Source organism: Pseudomonas sp. 44 R 15, from assembly GCF_900004965.1.
In the GTDB taxonomy this organism is placed as follows: Bacteria; Pseudomonadota; Gammaproteobacteria; order Pseudomonadales; family Pseudomonadaceae; genus Aquipseudomonas; species Aquipseudomonas orientalis_A.
The window spans coordinates 24,227-46,850 of sequence record NZ_CVTU01000035.1 but is presented as its reverse complement, the minus strand read 5'-3'; the positions used below and the strand labels follow the sequence as shown (position 1 = coordinate 46,850).

Below are 22,624 nucleotides of genomic sequence, written 5' to 3'. Positions count from 1 at the left end.
GAACCGCGCGGTAATTCCAACTTTGAAGGATTAATATGCTGCGAAAAAGCCAGATCATCACTCTCCCGGCATTGATCGCATCGGTACTTTTACTCACAGGCTGTCCGCCACCTGCTGAATTCACACAGTGGCGGCGTACCTCCACGAACGTCGATGATGTTAAGGCTGCGATGGCGGAATGTGGTGACCCTGTAGGCGGCTCATTGACTCAATTACCCATAAATGAACAGGTACTCCAGTTTCAATGCATGCAACTTCTGGGTTTTAAGCGTAAAGACGGTTTTGAGTTCTGTGATGTCATGAAAGACACTCCGGCCTGCGTTGAAGCAAAAAAAGGTCGTCCACTAAGCGTGTCCGAGCTTGAGGCTTTGCCGTTTAAAGATGATGACGGTTTCTACCCGATAAAACCCGATTCTGGCCGGTTTGAAGACATGCAGGTCACCTGGCGTAAAGTAGGCGCATCGACGCACCACTCCGTGCAACTGGTCAACGATAAAGAAGCGCTACCGGTCATGTACGCCTGCGGATACCCAAAACCGCTGGGGTCGAACCTGGCCGTCGCCAGCATCGGGCGCACAGCCAAGGCACAACGCTGCATGATTGATCATGGTTTTGAACCGAAGAATAAAATGATTCTGGTCTGCCTGCCTTATCCCACCGTGACGGGTTGTAAAAATGGCGCTGGAGAGAATGAGTGATCAGAGCGATAAATCGCTGAGTTTATGGCGGTGTTACTGCTTGGTGATTTGGCGCGTACTGCTTTCAGGGCGCCCGGTAGCTAATCATTCAGAAACGCAGAAATAGACTTAGCTGAAGTCAAGCGACTCGAAAACTCCTCCCGTAGCCTCACCCGAGGAGATGCAGACTTTGAACGGATACCAGCAATCGTCTACATACCATCCCTCCCCTGTAATAATCCCATCCGCGAGCGAGACTTGGATATTTCTAATCCCGTCCAAAGACAGGCGCTCAGAGCACCAGACCTCAGCCTCGCCTTTAACAAGCCTGAGCCACAACCCATTTGAAACAAGAACACTGTCTAATTCTGGAATGCTGACCAAATACTCGATATCCCCACCGAAATGCTTCAAGAGAACGCCGCTACGAATGTCCACGATATAACCCTGACCACCGGCAACTATCATCACATGGAAAGTTGAACCCAGCTCCAGAACGCAACTGAAGCGGCAAAAACCCGGTTGAAAATTCCCCACCCAAGAAGGCATCGCCTCCGGCGAGAACCTGATGACGACTCCTTCACTATGGTGCCCTTGGCCGGTAGCGCTGAACTGTAAAGGAAGAGGTCCTTCGCCTGGTAGCCCAGCAAGAATCTGATACTTCAGGGTACTCGTCATAAGTTTCCGGGTTGCGAAATTCAAACTAGTCGAATCATGACATTACCTGCCACATCGTTCTAGGAGGCGTGATTTGCCAATGGTGCCTACTGGAGAAAAGTGGACGCATCTATTTCCAGGACACAATTTTCCCAGTTGCACCCTCCCTATCACCACGCTACCCTTCCATTCGTCGCTGCCAATTCAGCGATCGGGCCTGAGAACCCGGCAAGATGCAGGCGCAAAGCGCCCCCAAACCCGATCTGCAGGCGTTTTTTTTCGCCCATCATTTCGTGCAATGGCGGCTGTGCGTGGGAGACCTTCGGGTCTGCCGGGTTCCTGTATCTCCGGTTTCTCAGCCTGCGCACAGCTGCCACCCATTCGCCTGAGAACGAACGTGGTAGCTCTCACTTGATATGGGAGTTTTACCGATGACTGCTACAAATCCGCCTGCGTTAACCACCCTCGGCGTCACCCCCTTCTCCTTTCACTCCGACCAGCCTCTATTCCGCGTCAACAGCGGTGTTTCCCTGCAGGAAGCCTTGCATCACGCCTCCGATCTTCTCCATGTCGCCAAGCTGCTCGCAGAAGATGCGGCGATGACCAAGGAGACGGACCGTTACGCATGGGCGTCGCATTACTTGCAGGAGATGGTCAAGGCGGTGATTGATGATGTGGTGAAGGTGTTGGATTCCCCCAACAACATTCCGTAAGGGCCGATAAAAAGAAGGGGGCGGTGTATTTGAATGAACGCGCTGCGCCCTTCTTCTATTTCTACCTGGCCGTTTGCAACCTGCGAACCCCCGACCTCGCGTGTTAACCTTGCGCCCATTGCAAAAAATGCTGGGCCAAGCGCCCCCTTTGCCCCATCACTTTCAACGAATTTGCCTACTACCCAATGAGTAAAAACACCTCCGATCTGTCCTCCCACACGCCAATGATGCAGCAGTACTGGCGCCTGAAAAACCAGCACCCTGATCAGTTGATGTTCTATCGCATGGGCGACTTCTACGAGATCTTCTATGAAGACGCGAAGAAGGCCGCCAAGCTGCTGGACATCACCCTGACCGCGCGCGGGCAGTCGGCGGGGCAGTCGATTCCGATGTGTGGGATTCCTTACCATTCATTGGAAGGTTATCTGGTCAAGTTGGTGAAGCTGGGCGAGTCGGTGGTGATCTGTGAGCAGATCGGCGACCCGGCCACCAGTAAGGGGCCGGTGGAACGGCAGGTGGTGCGCATTATTACGCCGGGCACGGTGAGTGATGAGGCGCTGCTGGATGAGCGACGCGATAACCTGATCGCTGCGGTGTTGGGCGATGAGCGGCTGTTCGGCTTGTCGGTGCTGGATATCACCAGCGGCAATTTCAGCGTGCTGGAGATCAAGGGCTGGGAGAACCTGCTGGCGGAGTTGGAGCGTATCAATCCGGTGGAGTTGTTGATTCCGGATGATTGGCCCAAGGACTTGCCGGCAGAGAAGCGCCGTGGGACCAAACGTCGTGCGCCGTGGGATTTTGAGCGTGATTCGGCGCTGAAAAGTCTGTGCCAGCAGTTCTCGGTGCAGGACCTTAAAGGCTTCGGTTGCGAAACCCTGACCCTGGCCATCGGCGCTGCCGGCTGCCTGCTCAGCTACGCCAAGGAAACCCAGCGCACGGCCCTGCCGCATTTGCGCAGCCTGCGGCATGAGCGGCTGGACGATACCGTGGTACTGGATGGCGCCAGCCGTCGCAACCTGGAACTGGATACCAACCTGGCGGGCGGGCGTGACAACACGCTGCAATCGGTGGTCGACCGCTGCCAGACGGCCATGGGCAGCCGCTTGCTGACCCGTTGGTTGAACCGTCCGCTGCGGGATTTGACCGTCCTCCAAGCACGTCAGACTTCCATTACCTGCCTGCTTGACGGCTATCGCTTTGAAAAGCTGCAGCCGCAACTGAAGGAAATCGGCGATATCGAGCGCATCCTCGCGCGGATCGGCCTGCGTAACGCGCGGCCTCGTGACCTGGCGCGCCTGCGTGATGCCTTGAGTGCCCTCCCCCAGTTGCAAGTCGCGATGACCGAACTGGACACGCCGCACCTGCAACAGCTTGCAGTCACCGCCGGCACTTACCCGGACCTCGCGGCGCTGCTGGAAAAGGCCATCATCGACAACCCGCCAGCGATCATCCGTGATGGCGGTGTGCTGAAAACCGGCTATGACAGCGAGCTGGATGAGCTGCAATCGCTGAGCGAAAACGCCGGCCAGTTCCTGATCGACCTGGAGGCCCGCGAAAAAGCCCGCACCGGGCTGGCCAACCTGAAGGTCGGCTACAACCGCGTGCATGGCTATTTTATTGAGCTGCCGAGCAAGCAGGCGGAGTCGGCGCCTATCGATTATCAACGTCGCCAGACGCTCAAGGGCGCCGAGCGCTTTATCACCCCCGAACTCAAAGCGTTCGAAGACAAGGCGCTGTCGGCCAAAAGCCGCGCCCTGGCGCGGGAAAAAATGCTCTACGAAGCCTTGCTTGAGGACTTGATCAGCCGCCTGGCGCCGCTGCAGGACACCGCCGCCGCCCTGGCGGAACTGGACGTGCTGAGCAACCTGGCCGAACGTGCGCTGAACCTGGACCTCAACTGCCCGCGTTTTGTCAGCGAGCCGTGCATGCGCATCGTGCAAGGGCGCCACCCAGTGGTGGAGCAGGTGTTGACCACGCCATTCGTCGCCAACGACCTGTCGCTGGACGACGACACTCGCATGCTGGTGATTACCGGCCCGAACATGGGCGGTAAATCCACCTATATGCGCCAGACCGCGCTGATCGTGCTGCTGGCACACATCGGCAGCTTCGTGCCGGCGGCCAGTTGCGAGCTGTCCCTGGTGGACCGAATTTTCACCCGGATCGGTTCCAGCGACGACCTTGCCGGTGGGCGCTCGACGTTTATGGTGGAAATGAGCGAAACCGCGAACATCCTGCATAACGCCACCGACCGCAGCTTGGTGTTGATGGACGAAGTGGGTCGCGGCACCAGTACGTTTGACGGCCTGTCGCTGGCATGGGCGGCGGCCGAGCGTCTGGCACATTTGCGCGCCTATACGTTGTTTGCCACCCACTACTTCGAACTGACGGTGTTACCGGAAAGCGAGCCGCTGGTAGCCAACGTGCACCTCAATGCCACCGAGCACAACGAGCGCATCGTGTTCCTGCACCACGTGCTGCCGGGCCCGGCCAGCCAGAGTTATGGCTTGGCGGTCGCGCAGTTGGCCGGCGTGCCCAATGATGTCATCACTCGCGCCCGCGAGCACCTGAGCCGCCTGGAAACCACGGCCCTGCCCCATGAAACCGTGGTCGCCAGCCCTGCCAAGGCCAGCAGGAAACCCGCCGCGCCGCACCAGAGCGACCTGTTCGCCAGCCTGCCCCATCCGGTACTCGATGAGCTGGCCAAGCTTGACCTGGACGACGTGACGCCGCGTAAAGCGCTCGAAATGTTATATGCACTGAAGACTCGGATATAACGCACACGCGTGCAAGCTGGTAGACTCTCGCGCGGTTTGGGATGCTGCGGGCTTTTAGCCTGGCCCGCAGACTATCGCTCCCGAACCTCGCGAGCCCTGCCACACAGGGTTTCGCTGCCGCCGCCTGAGGAGAAAATTAGAAATGACCTTCGTCGTCACCGACAACTGCATCAAGTGCAAGTACACCGACTGCGTAGAAGTGTGTCCGGTGGACTGCTTCTACGAAGGCCCGAACTTCCTGGTCATCCACCCGGACGAGTGCATTGACTGCGCCCTGTGTGAACCAGAATGCCCGGCTAACGCCATCTTCTCTGAGGATGAAGTACCTGCGGGTATGGAAAACTTCATTGAGTTGAATGCCGAGCTGGCGGATATCTGGCCGAACATCACGGAAAGAAAGGATGCTCTGCCCGATGCGGAAGAATGGGATGGCAAACCCGGCAAGATTGCAGGCCTCGAACGCTGATAGCAGCGTCGTTGCCAAAAAAAAGGCCCCTTGCGGGCCTTTTTTGCGTTTTCGTGTAGCCGCTTTCACTTTTCTACAGGCGAAAAAAGGGGCGGTATGACCCGCCCACATTTTTTCCCTAGTCCCTTTAATCCTTTTCATCGTCCTGATGAATCGCATCCTGCGACATTCCTTCAAACCACCATTCCTTGATGGCTGTGCCAATCCGTGGACACAGGGCTGATGTTAGAGCCTCCCAAGATAAGTTCAACGGGATCCAAACGGATGGAGACCAATCGGCGATGCTCGAGTGACATTAAATAATTGTTTTATTTCAAACAGTTAGAAATATCGCTCGCAGATTCGAGACGCTCATTCCCGGTAAAAAAACCGAATACCTACATGACGGTAAGCGAATGCTTACACGACTGATTGGGAAAAGAGCGTCACAAGCCTGTGCGGTACTGTTCCTACATCGCGATTCAGTCGTCGCTGACGGTGATCGTCGGCATCGCGGGACTGCTTGCCTCCTGCAGGACTATCCGCGCGCCCACATGGCGTGCCAGTTCCTGATACACCATGGCAATCTGACCATCGGGCTCGGCAGCCACGGTGGGCTTGCCGCCATCGGCCTGTTCGCGGATAGACATCGACAGCGGCAACGAGGCCAGCAGCTCGACGCCGTATTGAGTCGCCAGCTTCTCGCCACCGCCCTCGCCGAAGAGATGTTCGGCATGGCCACAGTTGGAGCAGATGTGCACCGCCATGTTTTCCACCACGCCCAGCACCGGAATGTTGACCTTGCGGAACATCTCCACGCCTTTCTTCGCGTCCAGCAGTGCCAGGTCCTGCGGCGTGGTGACGATCACCGAGCCGGCCACCGGGACTTTCTGCGCCAGGGTCAACTGGATATCGCCGGTACCGGGTGGCATGTCGATCACCAGGTAGTCCAGGTCGCCCCAGGCGGTCTGGGTGACCAATTGCAGCAGCGCCCCGGAAACCATCGGCCCGCGCCAGACCATGGGCGTGTTGTCATCGGTCAGGAACGCCATGGACATCACTTCCACGCCCAGGGACTCGATCGGCACAAACCACTTCTGGTCCTTGACCTTGGGTCGTGTGCCTTCGGCAATGCCGAACATCACACCCTGGCTCGGGCCATAGATATCGGCGTCGAGGATGCCCACGCGGGCACCTTCGCGGGCCAGGGCCAGGGCCAGGTTGGCGGCGGTGGTGGATTTACCCACCCCGCCCTTGCCCGATGCCACGGCGATCACGTTTTTGACGTTGGCCAGGCCAGGGATCTGTGCCTGGGCCTTGTGCGAGGCGATCACACACCGGATGTCGACCTTGGCCGAGCGCACGCCGTCGAGGCCTTCGATGGCCATTTGCAGCATCTGCGCCCAGCCGTTTTTGAACAGGCCGGCGGCGTAGCCCAGCTCCAGCTGGACCGATACGTGGTCAGCCTGTACCTCGATGGCCCGCACACAGCCGGCACTGACCGGGTCCTGGTTCAAATAGGGGTCGGTGTACTGGCGAAGGACGGCTTCCACCGCTGCGCGATTGACGGCGCTCATGGGCAACTCCCGAAAAAGACTGACTGAAACAGGCGGCTATCCTAACCGTTCCAGGCCACCAGCGGCATGCTTTCGCAGGATCGGAAGATGCTGAAACAGCACCACGGGGTGAAATAAATTTCCCGGCGCTTTATAGTGGCCGACCTCCGTTTCATCAAGTAGCCGAGCCCCATGTCCGAGCCACGCAAGATCCTCGTCACCAGCGCCCTGCCCTATGCCAATGGTTCCATCCATCTTGGCCATATGCTTGAGTACATCCAGACCGATATGTGGGTGCGCTTCCAGAAGCATCGCGGCAATCAATGCATTTATGTCTGCGCGGACGACGCCCACGGTTCGGCCATCATGTTGCGCGCCGAAAAGGAAGGCATCACCCCGGAACAACTGATCGCCAATGTGCAGGCTGAACACAGCGCCGACTTTGCCGAGTTCCTGGTGGAGTTCGACAACTTCCATTCGACCCACTCCGACGAAAATCGTGAGCTTTCGAGCCAGATCTACCTGCGATTGAAAGACGCCGGGCACATTGCCACGCGCTCGATCACCCAGTATTTCGACCCGGAAAAGAAAATGTTCCTGGCCGATCGCTTCATCAAGGGCACCTGCCCGAAATGCGGCACCGACGACCAGTACGGCGACAACTGTGAGAAATGCGGTGCCACCTATGCACCCACCGACCTGAAGAACCCGAAGTCGGCCATCTCCGGCGCTACCCCGGTACTCAAGGATTCCCAGCACTTCTTCTTCAAGCTCCCGGATTTCCAGCAGATGCTGCAAACCTGGACCCGTAGCGGCGCCTTGCAGGATGCCGTGGCCAACAAGATCGCCGAATGGCTGGATGCCGGCCTGCAACAGTGGGACATTTCCCGCGATGCGCCGTACTTCGGCTTTGAAATTCCGGGCGAGCCGGGCAAGTACTTCTATGTCTGGCTGGACGCGCCGATCGGCTACATGGCCAGCTTCAAGAACCTCTGCGACCGCACACCGGCGCTGGACTTCGATGCGTTCTGGGGCAAGGATTCCACTGCCGAGCTGTACCACTTCATCGGCAAAGACATCGTCAACTTCCACGCGCTGTTCTGGCCGGCGATGCTCGAAGGTTCGGGCTACCGCAAGCCGACCGGCATTGCCGTGCACGGCTACCTGACGGTGAACGGGCAGAAGATGTCCAAGTCCCGCGGCACCTTCATCAAGGCGCGCACCTACCTGGACCATCTGTCGCCGGAATATTTGCGCTACTACTATGCGTCCAAGCTGGGCCGTGGCGTCGACGACCTCGACCTGAACCTGGAAGACTTCATTCAGAAGGTCAACTCGGACCTGGTCGGCAAAGTGGTCAATATCGCCAGCCGTTGCGCCGGTTTTATCCACAAGGGCAATGCGGGTGTGCTGGTCGCTGAAAACGCCGCGCCGGAACTGACCGATGCCTTCCTGACCGCCGCGCCGAGCATCGCCGACGCCTATGAAGCCCGCGATTTTGCCCGCGCCATGCGCGAAATCATGGGCCTGGCCGACCGCGCCAACGCCTGGATTGCCGACAAGGCGCCATGGTCGCTGAACAAGCAGGAAGGCAAGGAAGCTGAGGTCCAGGCGATCTGCGCCACCGGCGTCAACCTGTTCCGTCAGTTGGTGATCTTCCTCAAGCCGGTGCTGCCGCTACTGGCCGCCGATGCAGAGGCGTTCCTCAACGTCGCGCCGCTGACCTGGAACGACCACGCCACGCTGCTCGGCAACCATCAGTTGAACGCGTTCAAGCCATTGATGACCCGCATCGACCCGGTAAAAGTCCAGGCCATGACCGACGCTTCCAAAGAAGACCTCGTCGCCAGCCAGACCGATACCGGCTCGACCGCGCCAGCCGATGACAGCGAGTTGGCCAAAGACCCTATTTCCGAGGAAATCGAGTTCGACGCTTTCGCCGCCGTGGACCTGCGGGTTGCACTGATCGTCAAGGCCGAAGCCGTGGAAGGCGCCGACAAGCTGTTGCGCCTGACGCTGGATCTGGGCGGCGAGCAACGCAATGTGTTCTCCGGCATCAAGAGCGCTTACCCGGACCCGTCCAAGCTCGATGGTCGCCTGACGATGATGATCGCCAACCTCAAGCCACGAAAAATGAAATTCGGCATCTCTGAAGGCATGGTGATGGCGGCCGGTCCTGGCGGCGCAGAAATCTATCTGCTCAGCCCGGACAGCGGCGCCAAGCCAGGTCAACGCATCAAGTAACCCCTGCAGGATGCCCCGGCGTTTCGACGCCGGGGCTTTTCAGCCCGCCCACATCGGCGGGCCGGGCGTCAACGCAATGATCAAAGCATGAACCTGATTCAACGTATCGACGCGCTGCTACCGCAGACTCAATGCGGCAAGTGCGGGCACCCGGGCTGCAAGCCTTACGCCGAAGGCATTGCTAACGGCGAGGCGATCAACAAGTGCCCACCCGGAGGCCAGGAAACCATCGCCGGGCTTGCGCAATTGCTGCGCGTGCCGGTGCTGGCCCTGGATACGAGCCGCGGCGACGCGCCGGCCCAGATCGCCTACATCCGTGAGGCTGAATGCATCGGTTGCACCAAATGCATCCAGGCTTGCCCGGTGGACGCCATCATTGGCGCCGCCAAGTTGATGCACACGGTCATCATCGACGAGTGCACCGGTTGCGACCTGTGCGTCGCGCCCTGCCCTGTCGACTGCATCGAGATGCGCCCACTTGCTGAAGTCCTGCCGATTGCGGGCGACCTGGCGCGCAGCGATGACGAGCGGCGCGAACGTGGCCTTAAACGCGACCGGGCACGTCGGCGTTTCGAACAGCGCAACGCACGCCTGCAACGTGAGCAAGCCTGCAAACACGCCGAACGCGTGGCCCGGGCCAAGCGCATTGCGCCCGTGGCAGCGGCATCAGCCGATAGCCATCAGGCCGCTCAGGATGCAGCAATCAAGCAAGCCAAAATCAGTGTCGCCATGAGCCGTGCGCAGTTGCATAAATCCCTGAAGGCGTTTGGTCACCCCCCGACCTTTGAGCAACAGTCGCAATTGATTGCCCTGCAAAGGCAGTTCGAAGCCTCGGAGCAGGCGCTTGCCGCGCTGGAGGTCAACGTCCCGCCACCGCTGCCTACAAGCAAAAGCGCTGAACTCAAGCGCGCGAAGATCCAACTGGCAATGCGCCGGGCAGCATTGAAAAAGGCCCAGGATCAACAGGCTGACGAACAGCAACTGGCACACTTGAGTGCCGCGCTGGACGCCGCCGAGCAGACGCTGCATGACGCCCAGGCCACTTGCGACGCCAGCGCCAACGGTAACGCCTGACCCACAACCGACGCTGCGTTGTGTATTGCTACAATTACGTCGACAGCCTGCAAGGAAACGTCCCTCCCTATGAACGCTGCAAAACGCCTGGAAATTTTCCGCAGGTTTCACGAAGACAATCCGGAACCCAAGACCGAACTGGCCTACTCCTCGCCGTTCGAGCTGCTGATCGCAGTGATCCTGTCGGCCCAATCCACAGATGTCGGCGTCAATAAGGCCACGGCCAAGCTGTTTCCGGTGGCCAATACGCCGGAGACGATTTATGCCCTGGGTGTGGAAGGGTTATCGGCGTACATCAAGACCATCGGCTTGTACAACAGCAAGGCCAAGAACGTGATCGAGACGTGCCGCCTGCTCATGGAACTGCACGCCAGCGAAGTACCGCAAACCCGCGAAGCCCTCGAAGCATTACCCGGCGTGGGCCGCAAGACCGCCAACGTTGTACTCAATACGGCGTTCCGGCAGCTCACCATGGCGGTGGATACGCATATTTTTCGCGTCAGCAACCGTACCGGCATCGCTCGCGGAAAAAATGTTGTGGAGGTCGAGAAACAGCTTATGAAGTTCGTGCCCAAGCCCTATCTGCTCGATTCCCATCACTGGCTGATTCTTCACGGGCGCTATGTTTGCCAGGCGCGCAAGCCTCGGTGCGGCAGTTGTCGGATCGAAGATCTATGTGAATACAAGGACAAGACCTCCGATGATTGAGGGTTGTCGGGTTTTGCCTATGAATCGATTGAAAAAATCTTTTTTACGCGTCCGTGGTTTATCGCTATAAGGAGCGCCAATGGCAGTCTTAGCCTGGAGTGAACCTTATGAGCACTGGCAAAGAACAACTGGAAGTAGATGACGAACCGGTGGAGCTGGAAGACGATGACGCGCCAGCGCCCGTCCCGGAGGTGGCCAAGACCAATTTGAGCAAACGCCTGATTATCGACAACCTCTTGGAAGAGCGACGCTTGCAAAAACAATTGGCCGATTACGACTTCGACCTCTGACCATCCGGCAGCCAGCCGGAAGCCTCCCTGACGGAGGCTTTTTTGTGCCGGATTTTACAGCGGTGTCAGAAGGGTGAACGCCCCCTCCTCCTCACACCAAGCCATTGCGCTGGGCCAGCTCTATCAGGTCGACAAGTGACCGGGCATTGAGCTTCAGCAGCAGGCGCGTCTTATAGGTGCTGACGGTCTTGTTGCTCAGGAACATACCGTCGGCAATCTCCTTGTTGGTTTTGCCACGGGCCAGCTGTTGCAGCACCATCATCTCCCGCCCCGATAAACGTTCGACCATGTCAGCCTCACTGGCGTTGCCCATGGTGGACCGCACCGAGTTGAGCGCCTGGTTCGGGAAGTAGCTGTAGCCGGAAAGCACCGCCTTGATGGCGCTCAACAACTCGGTCAGGTCCTGTTGCTTGCACACGTAGCCGGCGGCACCGGCCTGCATGCAACGCATGGAAAAATGACCAGGTGCCTGGGACGTCAGCACCAGCACCTTGAACGACACGGCTTGCTTGGTCGAGGCCAGCCGGCAAATAACTTCAAGGCCATCGAGTTTGGGGATTCCAATATCCAATATGACAATATCCGGCATATGTTCCCGCGCAAGTTGCAGCGCATCGACACCGTTATCAGTCTCGGCAACAACCTCATAACCATGACGCTCCATTAGCATGCGCACAGCTAGCCGAATGACGGGATGATCATCCACGATCAGCACTTTATTCATGAGAAAGTCCAATTTCGCTGTTCGAATTATTTAGAGAAAGCACAATAGCCTAGTCGCCTGCTAGTTGGCATAGCGTGCCCCCCCGAGCAACAGCAGACAGAGACCCAACCCACAACAAGAAAGGAATTAGCCTACAAAAATTCGCCAACTTTAGTGTATTGGGCTTTATGGAACCCTTCAGACCTTTCCCTGCTCGTACATATTTTGAGTGAAATATCCTCATCCCGAGGCCTATGCCGTAAACGTTGCGCACAGCGCTCTCAGGAAATACCCCTTGCTTACCGTTGCGGCTTATACAAAGGGCTGAAAAAACCCCGTCAGCTTCAGTTCCATTTAACATATTTATATACATCCAATTTTCCTACAGAAAATTCCACAAATTACAGATCCTTTGCGCCTATATGAGTGAATTTTCTGTAAGACATGGTTCCTGTCTAGATGTAAAAAACCTTTCCGTAGGAGAGTAGATTTCTGAAACTGAAAAAATCTCGAAAGACTTGAATAAAACGCTTAAACACATACCAAACATTTTTAAACGTTGCTCACACCTGATTAATGTTTGTATGGGTATATTCAGAGCAAAAAAAAGCCCCTTGCATAAGGGGCCTTTTTCACAACAAGCAAACACTCAGAACAACTTGCGTCCCTTGTTGGCCGCGATGCGCATGCGCAAGGCGTTCAACTTGATGAAGCCGGCCGCGTCCGCCTGGTTGTAGGCACCGCCATCTTCCTCGAAGGTCGCGATGTTGGCGTCAAACAGTGACTCATCGGACTTGCGACCGGTCACGATCACATTGCCCTTGTACAGCTTCAGGCGCACCACGCCGTTCACGTGGGCCTGGGAGGCGTCGATCATCTGCTGCAGCATCAGGCGCTCAGGGCTCCACCAATAGCCGGTATAAATCAGGCTGGCATACTTGGGCATCAGCTCATCTTTGAGGTGGGCCACTTCACGGTCCAGGGTAATGGACTCGATGGCGCGGTGAGCACGCAACATGATGGTGCCGCCCGGTGTTTCGTAGCAGCCACGGGACTTCATGCCGACGTAACGGTTCTCGACGATGTCGAGACGACCGATGCCGTGTTCGCCCCCGATACGGTTCAGGGTCGCCAGCACGGTGGCGGGTGTCATCTCGACACCATCCAGCGCGACGATGTCACCGTTGCGGTAGGTCAGTTCCAGATACTGCGGCTTGTCTGGAGCATTCTCCGGGGAGACGGTCCATTTCCACATGTCTTCTTCGTGTTCGGTCCAGGTGTCTTCCAGCACGCCGCCTTCATAGGAAATGTGCAGCAAGTTGGCATCCATCGAGTACGGGGACTTCTTCTTGCCGTGACGCTCGATCGGGATCGCGTGCTTTTCAGCGTAATCCATCAGCTTTTCACGGGACAGCAGGTCCCATTCACGCCAGGGCGCAATCACTTTCACGCCGGGCTTGAGGGCGTAGGCGCCCAGTTCGAAACGCACCTGGTCGTTGCCCTTGCCGGTGGCGCCATGGGAAATGGCATCGGCGCCGGTTTCGTTGGCGATTTCGATCAGGCGCTTGGCGATCAGCGGACGTGCAATGGAGGTGCCGAGCAGGTACTCGCCTTCATAGACGGTGTTGGCGCGAAACATCGGATAAACGAAATCGCGGACGAACTCTTCGCGCAGGTCGTCAATGTAGATCTCTTTCACGCCCATGGCTTGCGCCTTGGCACGTGCAGGTTCGACCTCTTCGCCCTGACCCAGGTCAGCGGTGAATGTCACCACTTCACAGTTATAAGTATCCTGCAGCCACTTGAGGATCACCGAAGTGTCCAGGCCGCCGGAATACGCGAGAACGACCTTGTTTACGTCGGCCATGCCATCACTCCACGGGGTTGTACGGAAAGGCAACGATTCTACCGATCAAAACCGCGAATTTACAGGGGCGCGACAGCAAATGAAGATAAAGCGACAGATTGTGTCGAACGAGCGACCGATGACCGCGCCTTACGAGGTCGCAGCAGGGTTGCTCGGAGTTGCGGCCTGGGGTGCCGGTTTCTCGGGCGCCGCCACGCGTTCGAGCTGCACGTTGACCCGACGGTTGCGCGCTCGATTGGCGGCATTGGTGTTGGGCGCCAAGGGGTAGCTTTCACCATGGAAACGCATCGTGATCTGGGATTCCGGGATGCCGTTGGCCTTGAAGTAGTCCACTACCGCCAAGGCACGGCGTCGTGAAACATCACGGTTGGTCAGGCGGTTGCCGCTGTTATCCGAATGGCCGTTCAGCTCGATGTGGTTGACCGTAGGGTCGGCTTTCATGAACGCGACAATGACCGACAGTTTCTTCCGGGCCGCTGCATCCAGTTCGATGCCACCACCGGGGAAACCGACTTCCGTCTGTTTAACCTGATCGTAGTTCATCGGCAACAGCTTGGTAGTACACAACTGATAGTCGTTGTAGGCCTTGGAGAATTTCACCGGCAGCAGGCGAATTTCCGAATAACCGCCTTCGCGTCCGTAGTGCCGCACGGTCGGGCTGCGGCCTTCGAGCAAACCGGTGAACAGACGCCCGGCCTGGGCCTGGGAGCTGTTGAACAGTACATCACCACTGCCGACGCGTACCGCACCGAGGTTGATGTCACCGCGACCCGGTTGCCAGGGCGCGGCGGCGGCCAGCAACGTGGCGGAGCCGGCACCGAGCGAACCACTGTAGGCTTTCAGGCGAAAGGTCGCATGCTCGCCCGCCCGGCGCACAAACTCACCCGAGCCGAAATCAGTGATCGGCTGGGTCAGGCGGCACTCGAACTGATCGCCCTCCACTTTCCACTCAATATTCTCCAGGCGTGTCTGGAACGTGAGGGCCATCGCGGGCAGGCTGGCGAACACACTGAGCAGGGCTAGATAATGCTGGCGCACGGGAGGCTCCACTGGTTTCTACAACACTTCAAGGCGTCATACATCGTTAAGGCATACCCAGTGCTATCGGTTGCATCCTGCAAAACTTGATAGCGAGTGCCTGCACGAGTCTTTTCCGGTAGCATTCCCACCAGATTGACCCGCCTGGAATCCCCAATGTCCGACCGCCTGACCCTGCTGCGTCCCGACGACTGGCATATACATCTTCGTGATGGTGCTGTGTTACCCCACACCGTGGCCGATGTCGCGCGCACATTTGGACGCGCCATCATCATGCCTAACCTGGTACCTCCGGTGCGTAACGCCGAGCAAGCCGATGCCTATCGCCAGCGTATCCTCGCTGCACGACCGGCCGGCAGCCGCTTCGAACCGCTGATGGTGCTCTACCTCACCGACCGCACCCAGCCTTCGGAGATTCGCGAGGCCAAGGCCAGCGGTTTCGTGCACGCCGCCAAGCTGTACCCGGCCGGCGCGACCACCAACTCCGACTCCGGCGTGACCAGCATCGACAAGATACTGCCGGCCATCGAAGCCATGGCCGATGTGGGCATGCCGCTGTTGATCCACGGTGAAGTCACCCGTGGCGATGTCGACGTGTTCGATCGCGAAAAGATCTTCATCGACGAACATATGCGCCGCGTGGTCGAGCTGTTCCCGACCCTCAAGGTGGTGTTCGAACACATCACCACCGCAGACGCCGTGCAGTTCGTCACCGAGGCTTCGGCCAACGTCGGCGCGACCATCACCGCACACCACCTGTTGTACAACCGCAATCACATGTTGGTGGGCGGTATTCGGCCGCACTTCTATTGCCTGCCGATCCTCAAGCGCAACACCCACCAGGTGGCGTTGCTGGATGCCGCGACCAGCGGCAACCCGAAGTTCTTCCTCGGCACCGATTCCGCGCCCCACGCCCAGCACGCCAAGGAAGCCGCCTGCGGTTGCGCGGGATGCTACACCGCGTTTGCCGCCATCGAGCTGTACGCTGAAGCGTTCGAACAACGCAACGCCCTGGACAAGCTTGAAGGTTTCGCCAGCCTCAACGGCCCCCGCTTCTATGGCCTGCCGGCCAATACCGACCGCATCACCCTGGTTCGTGAAGACTGGACCGCCCCCGCCAGCCTGCCGTTTGGCGAGCTGACCGTTATCCCGCTGCGCGCCGGTGAAACACTGCGCTGGCGCCTGCTGGAGGAAAGCAAGTGAGTGAAGACCATTACGATGAAGACCAGGAACATGGCGGTGGCGGCGGTTCGCGCCACCCGATGGCCGAGCGTTTCCGCGGCTACCTGCCTGTCGTTATCGATGTAGAAACCGGCGGTTTCAATTGCGCCACCGACGCGTTGCTGGAAATTGCCGCGACCACCATCGGCATGGACGAGCAGGGCTTCGTGTACCCGGATCACACCCACTTCTTCCGCGTCGAGCCGTTTGAAGGGGCCAACATCGAAGCAGCGGCCCTGGAGTTCACCGGCATCAAGCTCGATCACCCGCTGCGCATGGCGGTGAGTGAAGAAGCGGCGCTGACCGACATCTTCCGTGGCGTGCGCAAGGCGCTGAAGGCCAACGGCTGCAAGCGCGCGATCCTGGTGGGGCACAACAGCAGTTTCGACCTGGGCTTCCTGAACGCCGCCGTGGCGCGGCTGGACATGAAACGCAACCCGTTTCATCCGTTCTCCAGTTTCGACACCGCCACGCTCGCCGGCCTGGCCTATGGCCAGACCGTGCTGGCGAAAGCCTGCCAGGCCGCCGGTATCGACTTTGACGGCCGCGAAGCTCATTCGGCGCGCTACGACACCGAAAAGACCGCCGAGCTGTTCTGCGGCATCGTCAATCGCTGGAAACAGATGGGTGGCTGGGAAGACTTCAGCGACTGAGACTCGTCCCGCCAGGTCTGTAGGAGCGAGCTTGCTCGCGAAAAACGTTAACGATAACGCGTGCTTGCTGAATGAACGCGGTGCCTGTGAGTTTTTCGCGAGCAAGCTCGCTCCTACATGGCATTAGGGCTTGCGGCGTGTCAGTGACGTATTTATGGACTGATACTGCGCAATCACGCGCAAGTCGAATCGTCGCACCGCCCCGCCCATAAAAAAACCGGCCCTCACAGGCCGGTTTTTTTCTACCTTGAATCCGGCTTACAGCTTGCCGGCGTTCTCGGTCAGGTAAGCCGCCACACCTTCGGTGGAAGCGGTCATGCCTTTGTCGCCTTTTTTCCAGTTGGCAGGGCAGACTTCGCCGTGCTCTTCGTGGAATTGCAGCGCGTCGACCAGACGAATCAGCTCTTCCATGTTACGGCCCAGCGGCAGGTCGTTGATGATCTGCGAGCGCACAACGCCCTTGTCGTCGATCAGGAATGCGCCACGGAAAGCCACACCGCCTTCGGACTCTACGTCGTAGGCCTTGGCGATATCGTGCTTCATATCGGCAGCCATGGTGTATTTGACTTTACCGATGCCGCCATCGTTGATGGCGGTGTTGCGCCAGGCATTGTGGGTGAAGTGGGAGTCGATGGAAACGGCGACCACTTCAACGTTGCGTGCCTTGAAATCGTCCATGCGGTGATCCAGAGCGATCAGCTCGGATGGGCAGACAAAGGTGAAGTCCAGCGGGTAGAAGAACACCAGGCCGTATTTGCCTTTGATGGCTTCAGACAGTTTGAAGCTGTCTACGATTTCGCCATTGCCGAGGACGGCAGGTACGTCGAAATCCGGGGCTTGTTTGCCGACGAGTACGCTCATTGGATATCTCCTGATGAAGGGGTGACGATTGAAGTAACAGGACCAGCGTCGAGTCTGCCGTGTAGTGGCGACAGACCTGTGACGCGGTCACGCTTCGTGAAGACCGACCATCATACACCGAAAAAACCGTTCGTCAGCGCGCAGGCAATACCCAAGGGACAGTCGACGAAACTATTTTGACAATCATTCTCGTTAACATTAAGATCCATCGCACTTAAGCCCTAAACCCGCGACGGTTCTCCTTATGTATGTGTGCCTCTGTACTGGCGTCACCGACGGACAAATCCGCGAAGCAATCTATGAAGGTTGCTGCAGCTACAAGGAAGTGCGTGAAACCACCGGCGTTGCCAGCCAGTGTGGAAAATGTGCATGCCTCGCCAAGCAAGTGGTACGGGAAACCCTTACGCAGTTGCAGACAGCCCAGGCTGCGGCACCGTATTCAGTAGAATTTACACACGCTTAAATAGGCGTGTTTTAAAGAACCGGACCCTGTGTCCGGTTTTTTTATGCCTGAAATTCAATTAGTTAGCGTCAAGACGCGGAACACAAACATTCTTATTCCGATTAATTTTCATTTATTATTCAATAACTTAGGTTTGACACCGGGATTGTCGCCGCTCAAACTCCGCCCATACACAGCTATTACAGGGCAGGACCCCAGTCATGAAAGGCGACATCTCAGTCATCCAGCAACTCAACAAAATCCTTGCCAATGAACTGGTCGCGATCAATCAGTACTTTCTGCATGCACGCATGTACGACGATTGGGGCCTGGAAAAGCTGGGCAAGCGCGAATACAAAGAATCGATCAAGGCCATGAAAGACGCCGATGCGCTGATCAAACGCATCCTGTTCCTGGAAGGCCTGCCGAATGTGCAGGACCTGGGCAAGCTGAATATCGGCGAGCACACCCAGGAAATGATCAGCAGCGACCTGGGCTTTGAACGCAAGAGCCACAGCGACCTCAAGGCCGCCATCGCTCACTGCGAAGCCACGGGCGACTATGGCAGCCGCGAATTGCTGGAAGATATCCTTGAAGATCAGGAAGAACACATCGACTGGCTGGAAACCCAACTGGGCCTGATCGACAAAGTCAGCCTGGAAAACTACCTGCAATCGCAGATGGGCGAATAACCCCAAGCGTTCAGGTACAAAAAAGCCCCGCTCTCTGATGAGAAGCGGGGCTTTTTATTGCAGGCCAATCAAGCGTCGGTCTTGGCCGCCGCGTTTGCTGCTGCGTCTTTGATCAGCGCCTGCAACGAGCCATCAGCTGCCATTTCAGTGATGATGTCGCTACCGCCGACCAGTTCACCGGCTACCCACAGCTGCGGGAACGTCGGCCAGTTGGCGTACTTTGGCAGGTTCGCGCGGATTTCAGGGTTTTGCAGAATATCCACGTAAGCGAACTTCTCGCCACACTGCATCACAGCCTGGGAAGCCTTCGCGGAAAAACCGCACTGGGGAGCGTTTGGCGCGCCTTTCATGTAAAGCAGAATGGTGTTGTTGGCAATCTGCTCTTTGATCGTTTCGATGATATCCATGGAACACCTCTGCAGGAACTTTGCGACTCACGGGTCGGCACGGTGCCGCATTGTAACGCAAAAAACCTGCTGGATGCTCGGGCGCGCCGACAGCCAACCTCAAGCTGCCGAAACGTTCACCGGTACGCCGTTGAGCGCCGCATTGCCCGACAGCTCGTCCAATTGCCGCTCGTCGGTCAAGTCGTTGGCACTCGCCCCGGGCTGGCCGCTGGCGATGCTCATCTGCACACCCGGGCGCCCGTGCCCCCAGCCGTGGGGCAGGCTGACCACGCCTGGCATCATGTCGGTGCTGGCCACCACCTCGATTTCGACCATGCCGATGCGCGAACTGACCCGCACCCGCTGACCGTCGCTCAATTGCCGACTGGCCAGGTCGTCGGGGTGCATCAACAGTTGGTGGCGCGGTTTGCCCTTCACCAGTCGGTGATAGTTATGCATCCAGGAATTATTACTGCGCACATGGCGACGGCCAATCAGCAGCAGTTCGTCAGCCGCCGGTTGCGGTTGCGCGGCAAAGCGCGCCAGGTCAGCCAGGATCACCGCCGGCGCCGCCTGCACCTTGCCGTCGACGGTTTTCAGCCGCTCGGCCAGGTTGGGCTTGAGCGGCCCCAGGTCAACACCATGGGGATGATCGGCCAGCATCGCCACTGACAGCTTGTGCGCAGAGGCATCGCCGTAAGTCCCGGCGCGCAGTCCAAAGTCGATCATCTGCGCGGGCGGCATCGTCGGTTTGAGCACCACGCCGGTATGCGCCGCAAACGCCTTGGCCAGGCCGACGAAAATTTCCCAGTCGTGCAGCGCACCGTCAGGCTTGGGCAGGATCGCGCGGTTGAAGCGCGTGACATTGCGCACCGCGAACATATTGAAGGTGGTGTCGTAGTGATCATTCTCCAATGCCGATGTGGACGGCAGGATCAGGTCGGCATAGCGCGTGGTCTCGTTGATGTAGAGGTCGACACTGACCATGAACTCCAACCCCTCCAGCGCCTGCTCCAGCTGACGGCCGTTGGGCGTCGACAGTACCGGGTTGCCGGCCACCGTCACCAGGGCGCGGATTTGCCCCTCACCTTCGGTGAGCATTTCCTCGGCCAAGGCAGACACCGGCAGCTCGCCGCCGTATTCAGGCCGCCCGGATACGCGGCTTTGCCAGCGGTTGAAATGCCCGCCTCCGGTCGACGCCACCAGGTCCACCGCCGGCGTGGTACACAAGGCGCCGCCCACGCGGTCCAGATTGCCGGTGACCAGATTGATCAACTGCACCAGCCAATGACACAGCGTGCCGAATGCCTGGGTCGAGACGCCCATGCGCCCGTAACACACCGCCTTGTCCGCTGCGGCGAAGTCACGCGCCAACTGGCGGATCTGTTCGGCAGGCACCGCGCACTGACGGCTCATGGCCTCGGCGGTGAACCCGGCGATCGCCTGGCGCACACTTTGCAGCCCCTCAACCGGCAAATGGCTGTCGCGGGTCAACCCTTCTGCAAACAGCGTGTTGAGCAGCCCGAACAACAAGGCCGCATCGCCGCCGGGGCGCACGAACAGATGCTGATCGGCAATCGCCGCCGTTTCACTGCGGCGCGGGTCGACGACCACCACTTTTCCACCCCGGGCCTGAATCGCCTTGAGGCGCTTCTCAACATCGGGCACGGTCATGATGCTGCCATTGGAGGCGAGCGGGTTACCACCCAGGATCAACATGAAGTCGGTGTGGTCGATGTCCGGAATGGGCAGCAACAGGCCATGGCCGTACATCAGGTGACTGGAGAGGTGATGGGGCAGTTGGTCCACCGAGGTTGCGGAGTAGCGGTTACGGGTCTTCAGCAGGCCAAGAAAGTAGTTGCTGTGGGTCATCAACCCGTAGTTGTGCACGCTGGGGTTGCCTTGATACACCGCCACCGCATTCTGCCCATGCCTGGCCTGGATGCCCGCAAGGCGTTCGGCGACCAGCGCAAACGCGTCTTCCCACGGGATCGGTTGCCACTCGCTGCCCACGCGCAACATGGGCTGGTGCAGGCGGTCCGGATCATTCTGGATATCCTGCAATGCCACGGCTTTGGGACAGATGTGCCCGCGACTGAACGTGTCCAGCGGGTCACCCTTGATTGAGGTGATCGACAGGCCGCCGTCGTCGTCTCGGGTGGTTTCCAGGGTCAGGCCGCAGATGGCTTCGCACAGGTGGCAGGCACGGTGATGGAGAGTCTTGGTCATGGCCAGTCTCTTTTATAAGGGCTTTGTTCAACTATGGGCCGCGCCTGCGCGCTGCGCTAGCAACGTTCGCGCGGTGAATCGGCGGCTATAGGCCAGGGCATGGCTAAGCGTGAGCAAATGTTTCAGAAACTTCCCACAGGCGCCCCTGAGCATTGCCTTGCGCTGCTTGCGACCCAGAAGGTTTTCAAGCCAATCCCCCCGTCGCACCCCACCCATCCCCGCTATCAAAATTCATCCTTGGCCCAAGAATTGGCCCAGGTATCTACGGCGTCCTGCCGAAACGAACGAACACAACTAACTTTGCCAATGCTAAAAATTGTGGCTATCTTCGCCGCCTACCCTATCCCCGTGGAAGGATTGCAATGATAGCCACAACTCTTACACCAATGCTGACCCTGTTTGTTATGACTGAAAAAGGGCTGGCTTTTACCGAACAGGCTGTTTCCCAGTTCAAAAGTATCATCGCCGAGGTGGTCATCGGACAAGATTCGGCACTCACCAACGATTACTCCGCTGAAATCGCCGGTGTATGTGATAGAGCTGGCGTCAAGCACACCCAGCGCAAAGACTTTCAAGGACTCTCCACTGAATACGCCATGGCCATATCTTGGCGATGGCTGATAGATCATCCAGCACAGAAGCTGATCGTTTTCCATGACTCCCTGCTTCCGAAATACCGAGGGTTTGCGCCATTGGTCAATGCGCTGATCAACGGAGAAAGCAGGATCGGGGTATCGGCAATCTTCGGCGCCAGCGAATATGATCGTGGCGACATCATCCATCAAACATCCGTGCCTATCCGTTACCCGATCACCATTGCTGAGGCGATCACAGCTGTAAACGAATGCTACCTGTATTCAGGTTTGGCGGTGCTGGAAGCTTTGTCCAGTGGAGAGCCATTGAAGGCTAAAGCACAGGACCATAGCGAGGCGAGCTATAGCCTGTGGCGAGACGACGAGGATTATCAAATTGACTGGACCCAGTCGGCCAGACGAATTCGACGCATGATCGATGCAGTCGGCAACCCCTATCGCGGCGCGTTCTGCCGGGTAGATGGTGTCCCGGCTCGCATCCTTGCAGCTGAAGAGTTGGACGATGTGCAGATAGAGAATCGAACAGCCGGGAAAGTGATATTCGTTGAAAATGGGACGCCTGTTGTCGTTTGCGGAACCGGCCTCCTAAGAGTTACCGCTTGCGTATCCGACGATGGTGGCGCGCCCCTGATACCACTTGCCAAGTTTCGTGCGCGGTTTAGTTGATAGGTGCTATCACACAATCCGCACCTTACCGCTGTCGTTACTGGTGCCTGCTTCCAGTGGTATCAGACATAGGATGGGAGCCGAACTGAACAAGCTGAGAGTGTACAAATTGGCCCGATTGTGGCCCATCGC

The 22,624-nt window shown here is 58.1% G+C and carries 21 protein-coding genes; 13 read left to right on the top strand and 8 right to left on the bottom strand.

What is annotated here, in order from left to right:
• Window positions 1-35: 35 nt before the first annotated feature.
• Window positions 36-698 carry a hypothetical protein gene (locus tag BFP93_RS03185; protein WP_065891916.1) on the top strand — a complete coding sequence of 221 codons (663 nt, stop codon included), beginning with the start codon at window positions 36-38 and terminating at the stop codon, window positions 696-698.
• A 108-nt stretch (window positions 699-806) separates the two neighbouring features.
• Here the strand turns inward: BFP93_RS03185 and BFP93_RS03180 are convergent, their stop codons facing one another.
• Entirely contained in the window at window positions 807-1,355 is a 549-nt protein-coding gene (locus BFP93_RS03180; RefSeq protein WP_065891915.1) for a hypothetical protein, read from the bottom strand.
• A 410-nt stretch (window positions 1,356-1,765) separates the two neighbouring features.
• On the opposite strand from BFP93_RS03180, the gene BFP93_RS03175 reads away from it, so the two are divergent.
• The 3 genes from BFP93_RS03175 to fdxA all read left to right on the top strand — a co-directional run bounded on the left by BFP93_RS03175 (window position 1,766) and on the right by fdxA (window position 5,290).
• Window positions 1,766-2,047, top strand: a complete 282-nt coding sequence (locus tag BFP93_RS03175; protein WP_065891914.1) for a DUF3077 domain-containing protein — start codon at window positions 1,766-1,768, stop codon at window positions 2,045-2,047.
• 185 nt (window positions 2,048-2,232) lie between these two features.
• On the top strand, window positions 2,233-4,824 hold the full coding sequence (gene mutS, locus BFP93_RS03170) for a DNA mismatch repair protein MutS (RefSeq protein WP_057724799.1): 2,592 nt from the start codon (window positions 2,233-2,235) through the stop codon (window positions 4,822-4,824).
• Between the two features lie 142 nt (window positions 4,825-4,966).
• On the top strand, window positions 4,967-5,290 hold the full coding sequence (gene fdxA, locus BFP93_RS03165) for a ferredoxin FdxA (protein ID WP_065891913.1): 324 nt from the start codon (window positions 4,967-4,969) through the stop codon (window positions 5,288-5,290).
• Between the two features lie 461 nt (window positions 5,291-5,751).
• Here fdxA and apbC read toward each other — a convergent pair whose 3' ends face one another.
• Window positions 5,752-6,846 (bottom strand): iron-sulfur cluster carrier protein ApbC, encoded by a 1,095-nt coding sequence (gene apbC, locus BFP93_RS03160; protein WP_065886007.1) that lies wholly within the window; start codon window positions 6,844-6,846, stop codon window positions 5,752-5,754.
• Window positions 6,847-7,017: 171 nt separating this feature from the next.
• On the opposite strand from apbC, the gene metG reads away from it, so the two are divergent.
• The 4 genes from metG (at window position 7,018) to BFP93_RS03140 (ending at window position 11,141) form a co-directional block, all read left to right on the top strand.
• A complete protein-coding gene (metG, locus tag BFP93_RS03155) occupies window positions 7,018-9,069 on the top strand; it encodes a methionine--tRNA ligase (RefSeq protein ID WP_065891912.1) in 2,052 nt (683 codons plus the stop codon).
• Between the two features lie 87 nt (window positions 9,070-9,156).
• On the top strand, window positions 9,157-10,143 hold the full coding sequence (gene rsxB, locus BFP93_RS03150) for an electron transport complex subunit RsxB (protein WP_065891911.1): 987 nt from the start codon (window positions 9,157-9,159) through the stop codon (window positions 10,141-10,143).
• Window positions 10,144-10,212: 69 nt separating this feature from the next.
• Window positions 10,213-10,851 (top strand): endonuclease III, encoded by a 639-nt coding sequence (gene nth / locus BFP93_RS03145; protein ID WP_065891910.1) that lies wholly within the window; start codon window positions 10,213-10,215, stop codon window positions 10,849-10,851.
• A gap of 107 nt (window positions 10,852-10,958) precedes the next feature.
• Window positions 10,959-11,141, top strand: a complete 183-nt coding sequence (locus BFP93_RS03140) for a PA3496 family putative envelope integrity protein (RefSeq protein ID WP_065886003.1) — start codon at window positions 10,959-10,961, stop codon at window positions 11,139-11,141.
• A gap of 91 nt (window positions 11,142-11,232) precedes the next feature.
• Here BFP93_RS03140 and BFP93_RS03135 read toward each other — a convergent pair whose 3' ends face one another.
• The 3 genes from BFP93_RS03135 to BFP93_RS03125 all read right to left on the bottom strand — a co-directional run bounded on the left by BFP93_RS03135 (window position 11,233) and on the right by BFP93_RS03125 (window position 14,749).
• Window positions 11,233-11,865 (bottom strand): response regulator transcription factor, encoded by a 633-nt coding sequence (locus tag BFP93_RS03135; protein ID WP_003188986.1) that lies wholly within the window; start codon window positions 11,863-11,865, stop codon window positions 11,233-11,235.
• A 628-nt stretch (window positions 11,866-12,493) separates the two neighbouring features.
• Window positions 12,494-13,711, bottom strand: coding sequence for an argininosuccinate synthase (locus tag BFP93_RS03130; protein WP_065886002.1), 1,218 nt, complete (start codon window positions 13,709-13,711; stop codon window positions 12,494-12,496).
• Between the two features lie 129 nt (window positions 13,712-13,840).
• Complete coding sequence (locus BFP93_RS03125) at window positions 13,841-14,749, bottom strand: flagellar protein MotY (protein WP_065891909.1); 909 nt, start codon at window positions 14,747-14,749, stop codon at window positions 13,841-13,843.
• A 156-nt stretch (window positions 14,750-14,905) separates the two neighbouring features.
• On the opposite strand from BFP93_RS03125, the gene pyrC reads away from it, so the two are divergent.
• Both pyrC and rnt read left to right on the top strand, forming a co-directional pair.
• Entirely contained in the window at window positions 14,906-15,952 is a 1,047-nt protein-coding gene (pyrC, locus tag BFP93_RS03120; RefSeq protein WP_065886000.1) for a dihydroorotase, read from the top strand.
• On the top strand, window positions 15,949-16,623 hold the full coding sequence (rnt, locus tag BFP93_RS03115) for a ribonuclease T (protein WP_065885999.1): 675 nt from the start codon (window positions 15,949-15,951) through the stop codon (window positions 16,621-16,623). Before pyrC ends, rnt begins: the two co-directional genes overlap by 4 nt.
• A gap of 258 nt (window positions 16,624-16,881) precedes the next feature.
• On the opposite strand, the gene BFP93_RS03110 is transcribed toward rnt, so the two are convergent.
• Entirely contained in the window at window positions 16,882-17,484 is a 603-nt protein-coding gene (locus BFP93_RS03110; protein ID WP_057724790.1) for a peroxiredoxin, read from the bottom strand.
• Between the two features lie 244 nt (window positions 17,485-17,728).
• Between BFP93_RS03110 and BFP93_RS27000 the strand changes: the two genes are divergently transcribed.
• Both BFP93_RS27000 and bfr read left to right on the top strand, forming a co-directional pair.
• Complete coding sequence (locus tag BFP93_RS27000; protein WP_083203330.1) at window positions 17,729-17,947, top strand: bacterioferritin-associated ferredoxin; 219 nt, start codon at window positions 17,729-17,731, stop codon at window positions 17,945-17,947.
• Between the two features lie 200 nt (window positions 17,948-18,147).
• Window positions 18,148-18,618, top strand: coding sequence for a bacterioferritin (gene bfr / locus BFP93_RS03105; RefSeq protein WP_065891908.1), 471 nt, complete (start codon window positions 18,148-18,150; stop codon window positions 18,616-18,618).
• A 68-nt stretch (window positions 18,619-18,686) separates the two neighbouring features.
• On the opposite strand, the gene grxD is transcribed toward bfr, so the two are convergent.
• The gene (gene grxD / locus BFP93_RS03100) at window positions 18,687-19,025 is read right to left on the bottom strand and encodes a Grx4 family monothiol glutaredoxin (protein ID WP_027604591.1); all 339 of its coding nucleotides are present in this window, start codon (window positions 19,023-19,025) and stop codon (window positions 18,687-18,689) included.
• Window positions 19,026-19,124: 99 nt separating this feature from the next.
• Complete coding sequence (locus tag BFP93_RS03095) at window positions 19,125-21,233, bottom strand: molybdopterin oxidoreductase family protein (protein ID WP_065891907.1); 2,109 nt, start codon at window positions 21,231-21,233, stop codon at window positions 19,125-19,127.
• Between the two features lie 362 nt (window positions 21,234-21,595).
• Here BFP93_RS03095 and BFP93_RS03090 point away from each other — a divergent pair, with 362 nt between their 5' ends.
• On the top strand, window positions 21,596-22,492 hold the full coding sequence (locus BFP93_RS03090) for a methionyl-tRNA formyltransferase (protein WP_083205592.1): 897 nt from the start codon (window positions 21,596-21,598) through the stop codon (window positions 22,490-22,492).
• Window positions 22,493-22,624: the final 132 nt, after the last annotated feature.